At 40.1% G+C, this 16730-nt stretch carries 12 protein-coding genes; 4 read left to right on the top strand and 8 right to left on the bottom strand.

The features are described 5' to 3' along the window. The first annotated feature begins 53 nt into the window (after positions 1 to 53). Positions 54 to 587 (top strand): glutathione peroxidase, encoded by a 534-nt coding sequence (locus ACH3Z1_RS07085; RefSeq protein ID WP_490821176.1) that lies wholly within the window; start codon positions 54 to 56, stop codon positions 585 to 587. Positions 588 to 662: 75 nt separating this feature from the next. Here ACH3Z1_RS07085 and ACH3Z1_RS07080 read toward each other — a convergent pair whose 3' ends face one another. Then, a complete protein-coding gene (locus ACH3Z1_RS07080; RefSeq protein WP_490821175.1) occupies positions 663 to 4403 on the bottom strand; it encodes a DUF3857 domain-containing protein in 3741 nt (1246 codons plus the stop codon). Positions 4404 to 4670: 267 nt separating this feature from the next. Here ACH3Z1_RS07080 and ACH3Z1_RS07075 point away from each other — a divergent pair, with 267 nt between their 5' ends. Together ACH3Z1_RS07075 and ricT are read left to right on the top strand one after the other, a co-directional pair. After that, positions 4671 to 5870 carry a DNA polymerase III subunit gene (locus ACH3Z1_RS07075; RefSeq protein WP_490821174.1) on the top strand — a complete coding sequence of 400 codons (1200 nt, stop codon included), beginning with the start codon at positions 4671 to 4673 and terminating at the stop codon, positions 5868 to 5870. Positions 5871 to 6123: 253 nt separating this feature from the next. Beyond that, positions 6124 to 7506 (top strand): regulatory iron-sulfur-containing complex subunit RicT, encoded by a 1383-nt coding sequence (gene ricT / locus ACH3Z1_RS07070; RefSeq protein ID WP_490821173.1) that lies wholly within the window; start codon positions 6124 to 6126, stop codon positions 7504 to 7506. A gap of 68 nt (positions 7507 to 7574) precedes the next feature. Here ricT and ACH3Z1_RS07065 read toward each other — a convergent pair whose 3' ends face one another. Further along, on the bottom strand, positions 7575 to 9296 hold the full coding sequence (locus ACH3Z1_RS07065; RefSeq protein ID WP_490821172.1) for a M3 family oligoendopeptidase: 1722 nt from the start codon (positions 9294 to 9296) through the stop codon (positions 7575 to 7577). A gap of 121 nt (positions 9297 to 9417) precedes the next feature. Between ACH3Z1_RS07065 and mutL the strand changes: the two genes are divergently transcribed. After that, on the top strand, positions 9418 to 11268 hold the full coding sequence (mutL, locus tag ACH3Z1_RS07060) for a DNA mismatch repair endonuclease MutL (protein WP_490821171.1): 1851 nt from the start codon (positions 9418 to 9420) through the stop codon (positions 11266 to 11268). On the opposite strand, the gene ACH3Z1_RS07055 is transcribed toward mutL, so the two are convergent. The 6 genes from ACH3Z1_RS07055 to ACH3Z1_RS07030 form a co-directional block, all read right to left on the bottom strand. Then, positions 11269 to 12744 carry a PH domain-containing protein gene (locus ACH3Z1_RS07055; RefSeq protein WP_490821170.1) on the bottom strand — a complete coding sequence of 492 codons (1476 nt, stop codon included), beginning with the start codon at positions 12742 to 12744 and terminating at the stop codon, positions 11269 to 11271. It lies immediately after the preceding gene. After that, complete coding sequence (locus ACH3Z1_RS07050; RefSeq protein WP_490821169.1) at positions 12731 to 13264, bottom strand: PH domain-containing protein; 534 nt, start codon at positions 13262 to 13264, stop codon at positions 12731 to 12733. Before ACH3Z1_RS07050 ends, ACH3Z1_RS07055 begins: the two co-directional genes overlap by 14 nt. Positions 13265 to 13350: 86 nt before the next feature. After that, positions 13351 to 14484: an arginase family protein gene (locus ACH3Z1_RS07045; protein ID WP_490821168.1), complete on the bottom strand. Its 1134-nt coding sequence runs from the start codon at positions 14482 to 14484 to the stop codon at positions 13351 to 13353. Between the two features lie 94 nt (positions 14485 to 14578). After that, positions 14579 to 15283 (bottom strand): response regulator transcription factor, encoded by a 705-nt coding sequence (locus ACH3Z1_RS07040; RefSeq protein WP_490821167.1) that lies wholly within the window; start codon positions 15281 to 15283, stop codon positions 14579 to 14581. Then, the gene (locus ACH3Z1_RS07035) at positions 15280 to 16257 is read right to left on the bottom strand and encodes a sensor histidine kinase (RefSeq protein ID WP_490821166.1); all 978 of its coding nucleotides are present in this window, start codon (positions 16255 to 16257) and stop codon (positions 15280 to 15282) included. Before ACH3Z1_RS07035 ends, ACH3Z1_RS07040 begins: the two co-directional genes overlap by 4 nt. Next, on the bottom strand, positions 16254 to 16721 hold the full coding sequence (locus ACH3Z1_RS07030; protein ID WP_490821165.1) for a gliding motility lipoprotein GldH: 468 nt from the start codon (positions 16719 to 16721) through the stop codon (positions 16254 to 16256). Before ACH3Z1_RS07030 ends, ACH3Z1_RS07035 begins: the two co-directional genes overlap by 4 nt. Positions 16722 to 16730: the final 9 nt, after the last annotated feature.

Genomic DNA, 16730 nt, shown 5'->3' with positions numbered 1-16730 from the left:
TAAAATGCGGAACAATTTGCTGAATTATCTGTTAATTTGAAAAAACTGAACCAATGAAATCCCTTTTAACACTTCTAGCAGTTGTGCTACTTTCGTCTTTTAGTTTACCCGACAATGGCAGCATCCACTCCTTTAAAGTAAAATCAATTGAAGGTGGGACCATCGATTTTTCTAAATTCAAAGGCAAGAAGATATTGATCGTGAATACCGCTTCAAAATGTGGTTACACTCCTCAATACGAAGCACTCCAAAAAGTATACGACGAGTATAAAGACAAATTAGTCATCGTAGGTTTCCCCGCCAATAATTTTGGTGGACAGGAGCCTGGCAGTGATGGCGATATCCAGGAATTCTGCAAAGCACGTTTTGGTGTGAAATTTCCGCTGGCGAGTAAAGTGAGCGTTAAAGGCGAAGACATGGCTCCTATTTATCAGTGGCTGACCAGTAAAGCAAAAAATGGTGTGCTGGACGCAGAAATCAAATGGAACTTTAATAAGTTTCTGTTAGATGAAAATGGTAAAATGATTGCTTATTTTGAAAGTAAGGTGAAACCTGACAGCGAGGATATTTTGAAATTTGTAAAATAAGTCGCCTAAATAAAAAAAAGATTCCGGCTATAATACAGCCGGAATCTTTTTTTATAGAATGTACCAGATAGCGTTCTACTTAAAAGCAATTTGTAACTTGTCTGCTTCAAGCATATTATTTACAACTTCTCTAAATTGAGCATATTCATTTACAGATACCTGCTCTTTTAAATACCTGACTTCACGCGTTGCTATAATCTTATCTCCTTTTATTTCAAAACTTAACGTATAACTTAATGCATCGCATTTATAGGCTAGATTTTTGGGTGTTTCCACTAATTTTTTTCCAGCCGGAAGGGTAAGGGTAATAACTTCCTTATCATAAGGTGTAGCACTGAAGCTCCACAAATTAAGAGGAAATATTCTTTTTTCAGCTGCTACTACTGCCGCCGATGAATAAGCATCTACCCATGGAAATTTCAGGATCAGCATTCCAGCAACTTCTGAAGTAAGTTTTTCAATGCTAAACTGATAAGACATTTCGATGGTATCTTTCAGGTTATCCAGATTGGTCATATTCACATCTAAAAGTTTTACATTTTTCCCGAATTCATTACTAAGACGTTCCGTAAACTGTTTATCGCTGTCAGTTTTACTCATATCTCTATAATTACCTCTTGTATAAGAAGACTCTGCACCTGCAATTTTATAAACACGTTTTACCAGAGCAGTACCATCTTTAAACTGAATAGTAGCAATCCTGTCAATCGTATTACCTGTTCGATTTGCCGTATTGAGTTTAACCAGTTCACTTTTAGATTCATTTCCCTTCAGAATATAAAGTGCATTGGCGTTAACAATATTATTCGACATACTTCCGAATGGCAGGTGATTATCGGTTAGTTCTATCAGGTACATTTTACCATTAATATTGAGTTGAGCGATACAATGGTTAAAACCAATAGTGGGTAAAACGAGTTTGTTGTCTCCCTCATCACGCGTATCTACCAATACCAGGTTTGCGTTCAGTCCTGCTTCACGACACATACTCATAAACAATACTGCCAGGTCTTTGCAATCGCCCAAGCGACTGTTAAGGGTTGTACTTGCTCTTTGAGGAGTAAGTGCACTATGCAGAAAGGGAACATCACTATAATTAAAATTCTTTTCAATGAATTCGTAAAAAATCTTTGCCTTTGTTAATTCGTCTGCTTTTTCTTTCCCTTTGAGTAGTTCTTTTACCTTTTCCATGATTGCATAATCAGCCTTGGTTTTAATAGTACTAAGGTCATAATACCAATTATTAATATAAGACCAGTCAGGAATAGAGCTCACCACAATACGTTCAGCGATATCGTAAAATGCGGGCATATTCGACTCAGACTCAATAGCAGGATTGTTGTTTTTTTCCCACTGATACATTTTGTAGCCGGGTTCTACCGCAGTAATAAGGGGTTTAAGACTGCTGTTCACTGCTTTATAGTTAAATTTCTTACTATCCGGTATAATCATGCTAAATGAAGATATGAGAACAGGATACCAGGTATTCATGCTGAAATCCTGCCAGAAATGTTCAGCTAATTTTCCCGTTACTGCATTCTCCAGTTTATAACTAATATATATGGCATCACCAATTTCAAGAGAAGAGAATACAATCTGATCACCATTTCTATCTGCCTGTACCCGACTGCCATCCTTTTTTAAAATGTCTGCATACTGAAAAATCAGCCTCTGGCTATAACTATTATACGATAATGTGAGTTCTTTCCAGCTATCTATGCCCGACTGATTCAATACTTTGATCAGGTATTGATGACGCTCTTCAGAAGCACCGTTCTCGGGATATATTACTTCCTGTAATTCTTTCAGTAAATAAATACTGTTAGCAGAAGGATAATCAGTGGCGCCTGGCGATGTTTTATACAGCGCCTGGATATCTCTTTCTTTAAAATATACAAATGGATCTTTTTTCCCTTCCAGTTCAACCAGTTTACGGCGTGAAGTGTAGTTACTAGGCTCATAACTGATTGATTTACGAAATGCACTGATAGCTACCTGATTTTTACCGGCTGCATTCTCAATCATTCCTAATGTATTATAGAATCCACCTACATAGGGGGCTAGTTTAATAGCTTTTTCCTGCCATTCTCTGGCCTTTACATAATCCTGCATCTCGTAATATTTCTCAGCCATTTTTACATATAACCTTATACTGAATGGTTTTTTATCGATCAATGACTTAATTAACCGAATCGCTTCCTCTTTCTCCCCTAGTTGCATTTTATCATTGATAAGTGTTTCATAAAGTGATTCGTTATAATGATCGGTGAGAAAAGACGCCAATAGAGAATCAGCAGCTGCTTTATTCTTCTGTACATTAACCAGGACATTATATTTCCAATTAACAAAATCAGCATTATCCGGATATAGTTGATATGCTTTCTCCAGTGTCTTCAACACAGCTTCCAGGTCATTTTTTTTGATCAGTATTTCTACGGTTTTATAATACGTGTTTGCATTGGCGCCATAGAGATCAATTCTTTTCTGGAGGTATTGCCTCGCCTTATCATATTCCTCTTTTTCAAAAGCTTCTGAGTAGAATAATTGAAGTCCGTATAAACTTTCAGGATCATTTGCTTTGATGGATTCTATCTCCCGTGTAAAATCAGTATTATTATTATCTCTGTTATAATTATTCGTCAATAATTCCGACACAATCGTACTCTGAGGAAATTGTTGTTTCAGTTCTTTTGCGATCTGTGTAGACTCGTAACGTTTATCGTTATGTTTATATATATACGCCAGCATAAGCTGATCAGTAAAACTTAATTTTCCCTGTTGCTGTTTTTGTTCGAAAAAAGTTTCTGCAAAAAAGGGATACCGGGTAACTGAATATGGCGCAGCCTTATTATAGGGCATCGGTTGATGGCTTCCTGAAAGATTTGTGATCAACTGATCATTCATATCTGCAAAGCGCAACATAAAGTTGGCGCTGCTAATTTCACTTGCACCAATTTGCACCAGAATACGATTGGTTCCTTTTTGCAGCTTCACGCCTGCCGCATACACATCTAAATCAGTATTTCTTTCTTCTTCCTCACTTACCACCAGATAATCATTGATCCATACTTTTACCGATCCGGATACCCCTAATAACATTTTCACTTCCTGATCTTTATCACTCTGAATAAAGCTTTGTGAATAAATGACAGCATTGGTTACATCAAAGTGATAGATCAGATCCAACCACCTGTCGTTACGTGCATCGGGAATATTGAACCAATATACCGGTGCACCTGTATTATTTTTAAACTCATAGGTTAACTCAGGATGACTGAGTGCACCATAATCTTTATTAAAACCACTGGCTGAAGTATTATCGAAACTTCCCACACTTGTCCAGTTACGTATATCTGCGAAACTGCTGTACTTTTTTTTGGCCGTAGAAAAATCCTGACGATAGGCTGCTGTTTGTGCCATATTGTCTGTAGCCATTGCTTTTATCGACAATGGTGCTTTTGGGTCGTCTACCATGTACTGCATTATTTTATTACGCAGCGCCATAGACGTTTGGTTATACACATTAAACAACCCTGTATTCCATAGTGCATAAACATAAGGATAAGGTTGCGGTGCATTTTTGAAGAAACGGTCAAAGTGCTGAAGTGCTTCATCATAGTGCTCATTACTCAGTTCCATGATGGTGTACAACAATTCAGCCTGCCCCTCATTATTCTTCGACTTGATCATCGCCTCCAGTTTCGATTTTGTCTCTTCGCGTTTGTTTTGGTTCAACAATGCGATAATAGCATCTACATCCTGGGCATAACTCACTGAACTAACCAGTAACAAAAAAAATATAATCCTTCTTAGCATAAATGAAAAAAATGTTTAATTGTAAAATAAAGTAAATCAGTTTAAAAACACCGCTTCGTTGTATTGATTTTTTTTCATATTCAAATACTTTTCTTAATCATTAAACAATAGTCACTTGTGTATTTTACGATCAGGATAATTTTCTGCAACTCAATACATGGAAATATTAATGCACACTCCTTTTACAGATTATTGTTAAAAACTCATTTCCTTACCCTATCGATCTTTCCATTTTATTGACACAGTTACCTTACTTTCGTTTTCTCCATGCAGTTTAAAGACATTATAGGACAAGAGGCTGTTAAGCAGCACCTGGCAGAAATGGTTCAGCAAAACCGTTTGAGCCATGCATTGCTTTTTTTGGGCAAGGAAGGCAGTGGCGCTTTGCCTTTGGCACTGGCTTTTGCACAGCTGGTGGTTTGTCAGCCCGCTGCCTCAGCACCTGTGGCCGATTTGTTCGGAGGGTTCACACCCATGCAATCCGGGCCCGCCTATATTGCACCTGAGGAAATCAGTACACAAGCTTCATTCGGAAGAGCTGAACAACTCATTCATCCTGATCTGCATTTTTCGTACCCCGTGATTCCGCGTAAGGCCGGAGATAAACCCATCAGCACCGATTACATCAGTGAATGGCGTGAATTTATTCAGCAATACCCTTACGGTAATGTGTATGACTGGTTACAGTTTATCGGAGCGGAAAACAAGCAGGGTAATATAACCGCACATGAGTGTAATGATATCATTCATAAACTAAGTCTGAAGAGTTTTGAGAGTGAGTATAAAGTACTGGTGCTATGGATGCCGGAATACCTGGGTAAGGAAGGCAATAAACTGCTTAAACTGATTGAAGAACCTCCTCCTAATACACTTTTTATATTGGTGGCCGAAAATGATGAGCAGATTCTTCCTACCATCCTCAGTCGCTGTCAACTGGTGAAGATTCCGGTGCCTGATGATAAAGAAATTGAAGAGGCGCTGGTTAACAGGGCCAAAGCCAGTCCGGAAACAGCCCGTCAGATAGCTGCCATTGCTGAGGGTAATTACCGGGAAGCACTTCAGTTATTACAACATGCTGAAGAAGACTGGCAAAGCCTGTTGCGTGAATGGCTGAATGCCACTTTAAAGGGCGGACCATTGGCCCAAATCAAGTTCACGGCGGAAATCAGTGATCTGGGTAGGGAAAAGCAAAAGCAATTTCTTCGCTATTTCAACCACCTGCTGGAAACCAGCGTCAGGATCAGGGTTTTGGGTTCTGACAGGGTGCATGCCGGCGACCAGGAACGCGATTTTGCGGTGAGACTCAACAAAATAGCTTCTGTTAGTCAGCAACAGGCCATTATTGAAGAATTGGACAGGGCCGCCTATTATATTGAACGGAATGCCAATGCCAAAATGTTGTTCCAGGCCCTTACTTTGAAACTCTACCACATCATTCAGAACAAAACCCTAATTTTGAACGGATAGTTCCACCTGAGGCGGGATTAGAGAAAAATGAGGGGTAAGGTATGTGGGGTTGATTTGTTATTGCTTAGTGCTATTCATTATACTTATGGCAAGGCTCATGTTTCGTTACCAAAATACATCATCGTAACACACTGATCATCAGCGATCGGAACGTTGAAGTGAGTGACACAACCATAGCCACATAGCAATACTACAGCCTGTACACAATAATCTTTCCCTGTTTTAGTTATTAACCTGATAATGTATTAACGATATGGGATGTGGATCTTGTGGCACGGGTAAACCGAACGGATGTAAAAGTAATGGCGGTTGCAGCACAGGTGGCTGTAACAGGCTGAATGTACACGACTGGCTGCTAAACCTGCCTTTCAGCGATCCTGAGAGTTCCTGTAAAGTGGTAGAAGTAAGCTTTAAACAGGGTAGTCGAAAAGAATTTTTCCGGAATACCACCCTTCAGTTTTTTGAAAAAGGCGATTATGTAACTGTTGAAGGCGTAAGCGGTTTCGATGTAGGTGAAATTAGTCTTACCGGCGAACTGGTCCGTATTCAGATGAAGAAAAAGGGTGTTGATGAAGGCAATCCGGAAATGAAGAAAATCTTACGCCGCAGTACGGAAAGAGATATTGAAAGTTTTAACATCAGTAAAGCGCGCGAAAAAGAAATGCTGGCCCGTAGCCGTGCGATGGCCCGTGTAATGAACCTCCAGATGAAACTGAGTGAAGTGGAAGTACAGGCTGATGGTAAAAAAGCTACCTTCTTTTATACTGCCGATGACCGCGTTGATTTTCGTGAACTCATCAAACAATATGCTTCCGATTTTAAAGTAAAAGTAGAAATGCGTCAGATTGGTATTCGCCAGGAAGCTGCGAAAGTTGGTGGTATAGGTAGTTGTGGGCGCGAACTCTGTTGCAGCACATGGTTACACGACTTCAAAAGTGTGAATACCACTGCGGCACGTTACCAGAACTTATCCATCAACCAGACCAAATTAAGTGGCCAGTGTGGTCGTTTGAAATGTTGTTTAAATTATGAGCTAGACACTTATCTTGATGCACTTCAGCATTTTCCTGATTATGCCGATCAATTAGACACGGCTATGGGAACCGCCTACCTCATTAAAAAAGATATTTTCAAAAACCTGATGTGGTATGTGTTACCGAATAACACTAAACATTACCCTCTTACCATACAGCGAGTAAAAGAAATAAAAAGATTAAATCAGCAGGGACAAAAAGTTGACGAGCTTCAGCCGGTTGAAGTAACCAGCAGTAAACCTAAAGAAGTGGAGCCTGCTTTTGTAGATGTTGTTGGGCAAATTAGTCTGCGTAGTCTGGAACGTAATGATAAAAGAAGAAAGGATCAGCAGCGTAATGAGAGAAGAGGTGGGGCTGATCAGAGCAATAGACCGCAGGGAAACAGACCACAGCACCCACCGGGTCAAAGACCCCAGGGAAACAAAGACCAATCAGGTGGCAGGCCATCACAGCAGCAAGGGCCCAGAAATCAGGGTCAGAGGCCACAAGGACAAAGACCTCAAGGAAATAACAGACCGCAGGGAAATAGACCAGCTCAGGGAAACAGACCACAGGGAAATAGAGAACAAGCTGGTGAACAAGGAAACAAACCTCAGGAGTAAAATCTCTTCCTAAATAAAAGCAAAAAGCTACCTGATATTGGTAGCTTTTTGCTTTTATCTACTTTCAGTTAATAAAGTTGTGCCATTTCTTTTGCCGTAAACTCCATCAGCGTTTTTATATGTGACGGTGAAAGATCAAATTTCAGTCCAGCTGCAGCATATAGTTCAGGAAGTGTACGGGTTCCGCCCAAAGACAACGCATTAATATAATTATTGAGTGCCTGTTGCGGGTTTTCCTGGTATTGCATCCACAAACCAATGGCACCTAACTGCGCAATTCCATATTCAATATAATAGAAGGGCACTTCAAAGAGGTGTAACTGTCTTTGCCAACCTATTTCGCGGAACATATCCAAGCCCGTATAATCAATACTGTTCGTAGAAAACTCCTGCAATATTTCCATCCACTTAGCAGTTCGATCGGCTACAGTATGTGATGGATTTTCATAAACCCAGTGCTGAAACTTATCTATAATAGCAATCCAGGGAAAAATGGTAATGGTTCTTTCAAGTTGATGTTCTTTCGCTCTTTTCAAATCCTCTTCATTATCAAAAAACGCCTGCCAGTGGTTCATGCTAAACAATTCCATAGCCATGCTTGCCACTTCTGCAATTTCCATGGGATATTCTTTAAAAGCACTCAACTCTAATTCATGTGCCAGAAAGGAATGAATGGCATGTCCGCCTTCATGTACCATGGTGGTTACATCGCTCATTTGTCCGGCTGCATTCATAAAAATAAAAGGTGCCCCACTTTCTGTAAGCGGGCAATTATATCCACCTGGTGCTTTACCTTTCCTGCTCTCCAGATCAAAATGACCAAGGTCATTCATCTTGCGCAAACAATCTGCAAAGAAGGGATTCAGTTGTTCAAAACAAGTCACCGATTTTTCATATAAATCTTTTCCGTTGCTGAAAGGCTTAAGCGGTTCAATTCCTGCCGGCTCTGCTTCAGTATCCCATGGGCGAAGTGTATCGAGTTGTAATTTTTGTTTTTTGCGTTGATAGATTTTTTCAATCAATGGTAATACGTGCAGTTTTACGGCTTCGTGAAACTGGTAGCAATCTTCTTTGCTATAATCAAACCTCCCTAGTTCCACAAACTTATAATCGCGATAATTTTCAAAGCCCGCATTCTTTGCTACCTGGTGTCTTTTTTCAATCAGCTTGCTAAAGAGTTCATGCATGGCGTCTTTGTCCTGTAGTCTTCGCTCCTGTATTTTCCGGTACACTTGCTCACGCAGCGAGCGATCATGACTTTCAAGAAATTTAGCTGCCTGTTGAAGGGTATATTCCTGTCCGTCCACTTCTACCGTCATTTTTCCTGCGATAGCCCCGTATTGTTGCTGCATAACACTCAGCTCAGCCTGCAGGGGAATATTGGCTTCACGAAACAAATCAATATTCTTTTTTACACTACGCAGGTAAGTGAAATATTTGGTTTGGTCCAACGACGTTGTATAAGGGCTATCAACCAATTTACGGTTCAATTGATCGGCATATGGCTGTAATTTGGGCTGTATTTCCATACAGAAATAGGTGAACGCTTCTTCCAGTTTTGGATCAGTGGTATCACAGGTCATACGTATCTGTCGCCAGCTGGCGTCTTCACTTATAACGGCTTCTATTTCACTCATATCTTTCAGCCATTGTTCCAGGTTTTCTTTGCTGTCAATGGAACGATCCAGCAGGTTTTTAAAAAAAGGCTCGAGCAAATCCCAGGTGGTCACTACAAAATCCTTTGGAAGAAACCGACGTTCCAGCTTTTTGATATCCGCACTTAAAGTCATATACATTGATTTTTACAGGGCAAAAGTACCTGCAAAACTTCTTGAAAGCTTTAAAACTTTCCAAAAGTTCAGGGGCGGGGCATTTATCGTATTTTTGCAGACTCAACGAAAGGAACTTTTTGTGAACGATATCATACAATTATTACCTGATAATATTGCCAACCAGATAGCAGCGGGTGAAGTGATTCAACGACCCGCCAGTGCTGTAAAGGAATTATTGGAAAATGCGGTAGATGCCGGTGCTACCGAGATTAAACTGATCGTTTCAGATGCCGGTAAGGCGATGGTACAGGTGATTGATAATGGTAAAGGCATGAGCGATACCGATGCCCGTATGGCTTTCGAACGGCATGCCACCAGCAAAATCAGGCAGATTGAAGATTTATTCCGCATAAAAACCATGGGCTTTCGCGGAGAAGCACTTGCTTCGGTAGCTGCAGTAGCTCAGGTAGAAATGAAGACCCGGAGGGCCGATGATGAGCTGGGTACCTATATTGAAATTGAAAACAGTAAAGTTGTTAAACAGGAAGCCTGCTCCTCTCCTGTCGGTACCAGCATCAGTATGAAAAACCTGTTTTTCAATGTGCCTGCCAGACGCAATTTTCTGAAAAGCAATGCGGCCGAACTCAGGCATATCATGGACGAGTTTATTCGTGTATCGATGGCTTTCCCTGATATTTTCTTTTCATTGACCAGTAACGGGCAGGAAGTATTTCATCTCGAACCGGGCACCCTCAAACAAAGGATTGTTCAGATACTGGGAAATAATTACAATGCCAAACTGGTACATGTAGCGGAGAAAACCGACTACATGAATATTTATGGTTTTGTAGGCAAACCCGAAACAGCCCGCAAGACCAGGGGCGATCAGTATTTTTTTGTAAACAGCCGTTTCATTAAAAGCGCCTACCTGAATCATGCAGTGAATGCTGCTTTTGATGAGATGATTCCGAAAGATAGTTTTCCGGGGTATGTTTTGTTTATTGATCTCGACCCTTCGCAGGTAGACATCAACGTACATCCTACCAAACAGGAAATTAAATTTGAAGATGAGAAAATCATTTATGCATTTGTACAGGCAGCAGTAAAACATGCGCTTGCTCAATTCAGCATAGCACCTTCATTGGATTTTACACTGAATGCCGATATACAGGGACTTGATGCAGTTTCAAAACCTTTTACGACCGACAAGAAAGATGCTGTTGCCTCTTCCAGCCTGTACCAGACTTTTACCCAAAAAAATCAGGCTCATTTTATTGAACGGGAAAATAAAGGTGAATTAAAGCACTGGAAAAGTTTTTTTGAAACCCAGCAAGAAGGATCTGTTCCTGCAAAAACAGTCGAAGAATATACAGGTTCATTGTTGCATACACCAATTGCGCGTATGCAAACGATACAAGTATTGCCTGATACTACATTATTACAGCTTCATCATACCTATATCATAGCATCAACCAATAGCGGTTTTATATTGGTGCATCAACAACTGGCACACGAAAGAATACTCTACGACAAATACAGTGTAGCAGCACATGGTCAGCAAATGCCTACACAGAAAAGTCTTTTCCCTGTAACGCTGGAATTACCTGCTGCAGATGCTGCTTTACTGACCGATCTTTTACCAGATCTTAGTAGTATTGGCTACCAGGTTGAGCCTTTTGGTAATAATAGTTTTGTGATCCAGGGTATTCCAGCCGACATTACCGCAGGGAATGAGAAACATGCCATTGAACTACTCATCGAGCAGTTCAAACATTTCAGCACCGATATTAAATTCAGTAAAAGAGAAAAGCTGGTTCGCTGTATGGCCCGTCAGCAGGCTATTAAAGCCGGACAACCACTTTCGCAAAAAGAGATGCTGGTTTTGATTGATGAACTTTTCGCCTGTACTTCTTCAAATGTTACACCCAACGGCGCTCCTACTTACCTGGAATTTAAAGAAGATTATCTTGACAGGATGTTTGGTAAATAGTTACATCCAGGTTTCCTGTGTTGATTCTGTTCTGAATAAAGCGTAGTTACTGATATCGAGTGCTTGCTCGTATGATATATAAGGTATTTCGAATTGCCCCCCGGCGGTATGCAGGAATAAAGTAGCCAATCCTTTTTTACGTTGATAGATAGACCTCCTGATCTGTATATACTGAATGTTCTTCCAGTTCAATACAGCTTCTCCTTTTCCCCATGTACTTTTATACTGTTGTAACCCTTCGGTTGTAGCCCAAAAACGAAAATTCCGGCAATACAATAACTGTAACCCCAGGCTATAGGGCAACCAGATAAACACCAGTAATGCATACCATTGCCAAACCAACGCTAAACATCCTGCTACAACAATTAAAATAGGTAACGTAATAAACAATGTTTTCCGATATGCATATGAGCGATGTATTTTCTGTCCAACAGCTCCAGTTTCTGCTGGTAATAATGGCTGATATACAGGAACAATTTGCCTGATCTGGTCAACATCTGTTATCGGTAATTCAATCAGTACTTTTTTCTTTGTTTCATCCGTGCCTGCGACTTTAAGGTTTAATAATGCAAGACCAATCAGCCTGCGAATAAAATTACTTCTCCACCTGATCATCTGTATCCTTCTGAATGGAATCATTTTTTGTCGTACCTGCAATAATCCCCATCGGATATAATAACCCTTCCGGTCCATTCGAACGGTATAATCATAAAACCGAAGAAACATCCGGATACAGGAAATAATGATAGTTATTACCGTTACTATAATAAATAAAGTAGTCAGCAATTGCCAGGTGTACTTCATTGTTTCCCCATAAGAAACCACATTATTTAACAGCGGTGTATTTTCCAATAATGGTTTTACGTCTTCATATCTGCCAACAAGAAAAGCCAGTACAACAGCTATTGTTTCAATATGATTGGCAGATAAGCTGAGTTTCAGAAGTCCCAGCAAGTCTAACCTGCTTATCAATTTTGTAGCAGGCTTTGTTTCCGTTTCTGTTACTGCTTCGCTTTCATCTACCTGGTTCAATATTAGTGTCCGCAAGGCTATTGCATCAGAACTGGGTATAGCGTAAATAGTTACTTCTGCTCCTTCTTTCCCGGCAGTATCAATTATAAGCTTATGCGTTAGTGTTACCGAATGCAAGAAACTCTGTTCAAGATGCACGGCCTGAATTCTTTCAAGGGGAACAGTAATAGCTGTTTTGTAAAAAAACCCTTTTCGTACAATCAGTTGTCTATCTTTAATACTAAACCTGAAATAGAGATAATCCAGCACTGTACGTATCAATACAAACAGCAGTATAGCACCACCTGCGATTAACCATTTCAATCCCGGGCTCCCTTTTTTTCCTCCTAAAAGCAACGCAATCAATGCAGGCCATATTACTGTAATAACCGTACGAAAGATTTTAAAAAACATCATCACCAATGCCAGCGGTGATTGTCGCTGTGGTGTTTCAAATGTTTTCATTGGTACGTAACGCCTGAATTTGTTGAATAACGAGTTCTTTTAACTGTTCGGCTTCAGTTTGCGGTAAACCCTGTATAGTTATATCTTTCCCTTCTGAGGCGGCCGTGTACAGACTAAGTGTTGCCAGTCCGAACTTTCTTTCGATTGGTCCCATGTTTACAACACAGTGCTGTAAGCGATTAAAGGGCACCATATGCAGGTTTTGAAATATCCACCCTGTTTTATACAGAATATCTTTTTCCCTTACCGCATATTGCTTTCTTTTAAATGAGCCTGTACCAATTATTACAGTAGCCAGCAAAAGCAATAAGTAAATGCCTGATGCAATTGAAATAGCGATGGGGTTTTGCAGTTTTTTACTCAATACAAAAATGGTTATAAGAATTCCCAATACGATCACAAACAGGAGGAGCCAACTGATCCTTAATACTTTCAGGTAATCAGGATGAATGGGTTTAAAGGGTATAGTCTGCACTTCCGGTAAACCCTCAGTGTTGATAGGCAGGTTAGAGAATGACATATTTAAAATTAAGCTATTTCTAAATATGTCGCGATAAAGAACGAAATCTTACTGAATAGGAAAAGTACAAATTAAATGATACTCCATTAAATTCTTTCCGCTGCTCTTAACCATCGTTCTGGAATATCATTGTTGGAAGCTATATGGTAGTCGCGGTAACTACAAGCTACATATTTACCATCGTGCAACTGCATCCACCAGCGCCCGGTTTTCTTACTTTGAAGAAAAACGGTCTCCACTTCTGCAAAAGCCATGGTAAACTCATTAAACGAATTTCGATCTTCCAATGATGCTTCCAGTTTTCCTTTCTGGATACCATCCATGATGTACCAGATCATATGGGATATCTGTTTGGCTGTTAGCGCATGTACATCCTGTTGTGGAATATAGCCGTAAATACCAATGGTTGAACAGGTACTGCTCATTCCGGCATATTGCATGAGCGTACAGGCTTCTTCGCCATTAAATCCATTGGGAGTAATATGATTGGCAGGTGCATGTGCATTTTGAATGCCTGCAATATCGAAACTAAATAATTCACTATTTCTGATTGCGGGTTCCATTTCGCTTATATCTTCTTTTACTTTTCCTACACGGTAACAATCAAAACGGAGTTTATCAATGGTCTCCAGCATTTGCGGGTGCATAAAATAGCTTTGAAAACCGATATGGTTATAATGTTTCAGGTGATTAGGCATTCCGGTAAACATGTCTACAAGGAAATTATCGGCTGGTAACACACTATCCATATCCATATCAATCCTTGCATCCACACAGACAGCGTCAATAATTTTTCCATCAATGGTATGTGCCTGGTATTGAGCCGTGGTTACATCATGCGAGCCTCCGAGAATCAGTACTTTTTTTCCCAACAGCAATAACTCGTGTACCACCATTCTCAATGCCGCATAGCTATCCTGCATGGTAGCGCCGCATTTTACATTACCCAGGTCGGCTACAGCCACTTCTGTATGCCAGTGATATAATTTATAAAATTCAGAGCGAACTGCATCAGGACCATCGGTATTCACGAATTGTATACCGGCTCCCCGCATTTCGCCGCAACCTACCAATACCAAGTCTGCATGATCAATATCGGGAAAGGCTTCATCATACACTGCAATATGTTTACCTAGTTGGGTGTCTTTAAAGCCTTCATCATTGGACAATTGAGCAATATTCACCGGCTCCAGAAAATCTATAATCGTTTGTAGCGACATGCGTAGTTTTTTCAGAGCAATAACGTTAATTAGCACTGAAAATTGTGTTCGAGAAAAGTCAAAAAGACTGGAAGTCAGGAAGTCCGAAAGTAGGCTAGTCGGTGTATTTATAACCTACACCTCGTACTGAATGAAAATAACGGGGGTTACGACTGTCTTCTTCAAAATATTTCCGGAAACTCAGGATGAAATTATCAATGGTTCTTGTAGTGGGATACACGTTATAACCCCAAACTACCTGTAGAATTTTTTCTCGGGTTACCACATCCCCTTTATTCTCGATGAGTAGTTTTAGCAACATGGCTTCTTTCTTACTCAATTCTATATGCTGCCCATTCCAGCTAATGGCATCCTGTGCCTTAAAATCAATTTTATTCTCACCAAATTCATAGCTGTCACCTACGGTTTCTTTTTCCAGCATTTTCTTGTTCTTCTCAATCAGTTTTTCTACCCGCAACAACAGTTCTTCCAGGTTAAAGGGCTTGGTCAGGTAATCATCTGCCCCTTTTTTAAGTCCGAGTACACGATCGGTACTACTGTTCTTTGCACTTAAAATAAGAATGGGCACTTCATTATTATTTACGCGGATGCTTTCTGTTACAGCTATTCCATCTACTTCAGGCAGCATAATATCCAGTACAATGAGGTCAAAATATTCGTTTGCTACTTTTTTCAGCGCTTCAGTCCCATTAAATGCCGAACTCACCTCATAGCCCTCCATTTCGAGATTTAGCTTTAACGCCTCATGAAGATTCTCCTCGTCTTCTACCAGTAATATTGTTGCCTTGGAATTTGTCATACCTGTTCTAATGTGACCACAAAATTACTACCCTGTGGCTGATTATCTGTCACAGAAATGTAGCCATTATGGCTTTTTACGATCCGGCTGCAGAGATAAAGCCCCAAACCAGTGCCTTTTGCGCTGCGTGTATTTTCATTGCCTATCCGGTAAAATTTGTCAAAAATTTTTCTTTTTTCTTCTTCAGCAATACCAATACCCTCATCTGTTACAGTTAACTGTAGTTCCTTTCCGTCTGCCCGCAATCCGATTTTAATCAGACTTTCTTTGGGTGAATATTTCATGGCATTTTCCAATAGGTTATTCACCAACATTTGCAATAATAATTGCTCTCCATTCAGGTAAAGGCCTTCTGTTATATTTTCCTCAATTGCTCTTTGCGGGAAGCGATTTCTGAAATCATCAATACATCCTTCCACCAGATCTGAGAAATTAATCTCTTCTTTATTGGTTGCATATGCACCCGCTTCCAATTGTGCAGCCAACAGAATATTATTACACAACATATTCAGTCTGTTGGCTTCCTGCAATGTGTTGGCTATCAATTTTTGCTGTTTGTCTTCTTCCAGTTTTCTTTTTTGCAGGGTTTCAAGATTGAGTCTTGTAATGGCTATCGGTGTCTTCAATTCATGTGTTACCGCCATCATGAAATTCTGTTGTTGCTGCGACAGCAACAACTGTCTGCGTGTGGCCCTGAAAACAAATACAGCACCTACCAATATCAGTGCAAGAAATGTAACACCTTCTCCTATGTACTGAGCAGTTTTTCTTTTTTTTGCCGCTTCTATCTGTGCAACTTTCTCAACATATAGAGGATCATCTTTAACGAGTTCAAGTAAACGTACGTTGGTAATATTACTGTTCTGCTTTTCAAGTGCAATAAACCACCAGATTAATGCGGCAACTATATATGACAGTAGTATCCAATAAACTACTGTTACAACAGTAAGCTTTTTACTGGTTTTTGCATTCATGGTTGTACTTTTTCTACACGAATACCTGCACTCAATACATAACCCAATGGGTCTTCCCGCATCGCCTGTTGCAGTTTAAAGGTATATGTACCTTTTTTTAAACGAATGGGGGCCTGGGTAATACGGGCTCTTCTGTCGAATATATCATCCATACCAGTCCCCAGCCAACCTTTGGTGTTATCGGCCAGACTAATATCCAGCAACTGGGTTTTGGGTGTATCGTTGGGTGACTGCGTTGTGATATTTAACCAGATATTATTATAACGGTAAGCATCTGTATGTCTGATCACTACATAAATATTGTAGAAGGAGCTGGTATCAGATATGTCGAATTTTATCAATGGCTCCCGGGTTACAGGCCATTCATGACTTGCAAATCTTTCTGCTCTTTCAAACACATTATTGGTTCCACAGGCTACCAGAAAAATACTTAGAAATAATAGTATATAATATGCCGGCTTCACTTGTTAAGA

This window comes from Sediminibacterium sp. FW305-C-49 (assembly GCF_058231085.1).
This window is presented reverse-complemented; position numbering and strand designations above follow the sequence as displayed.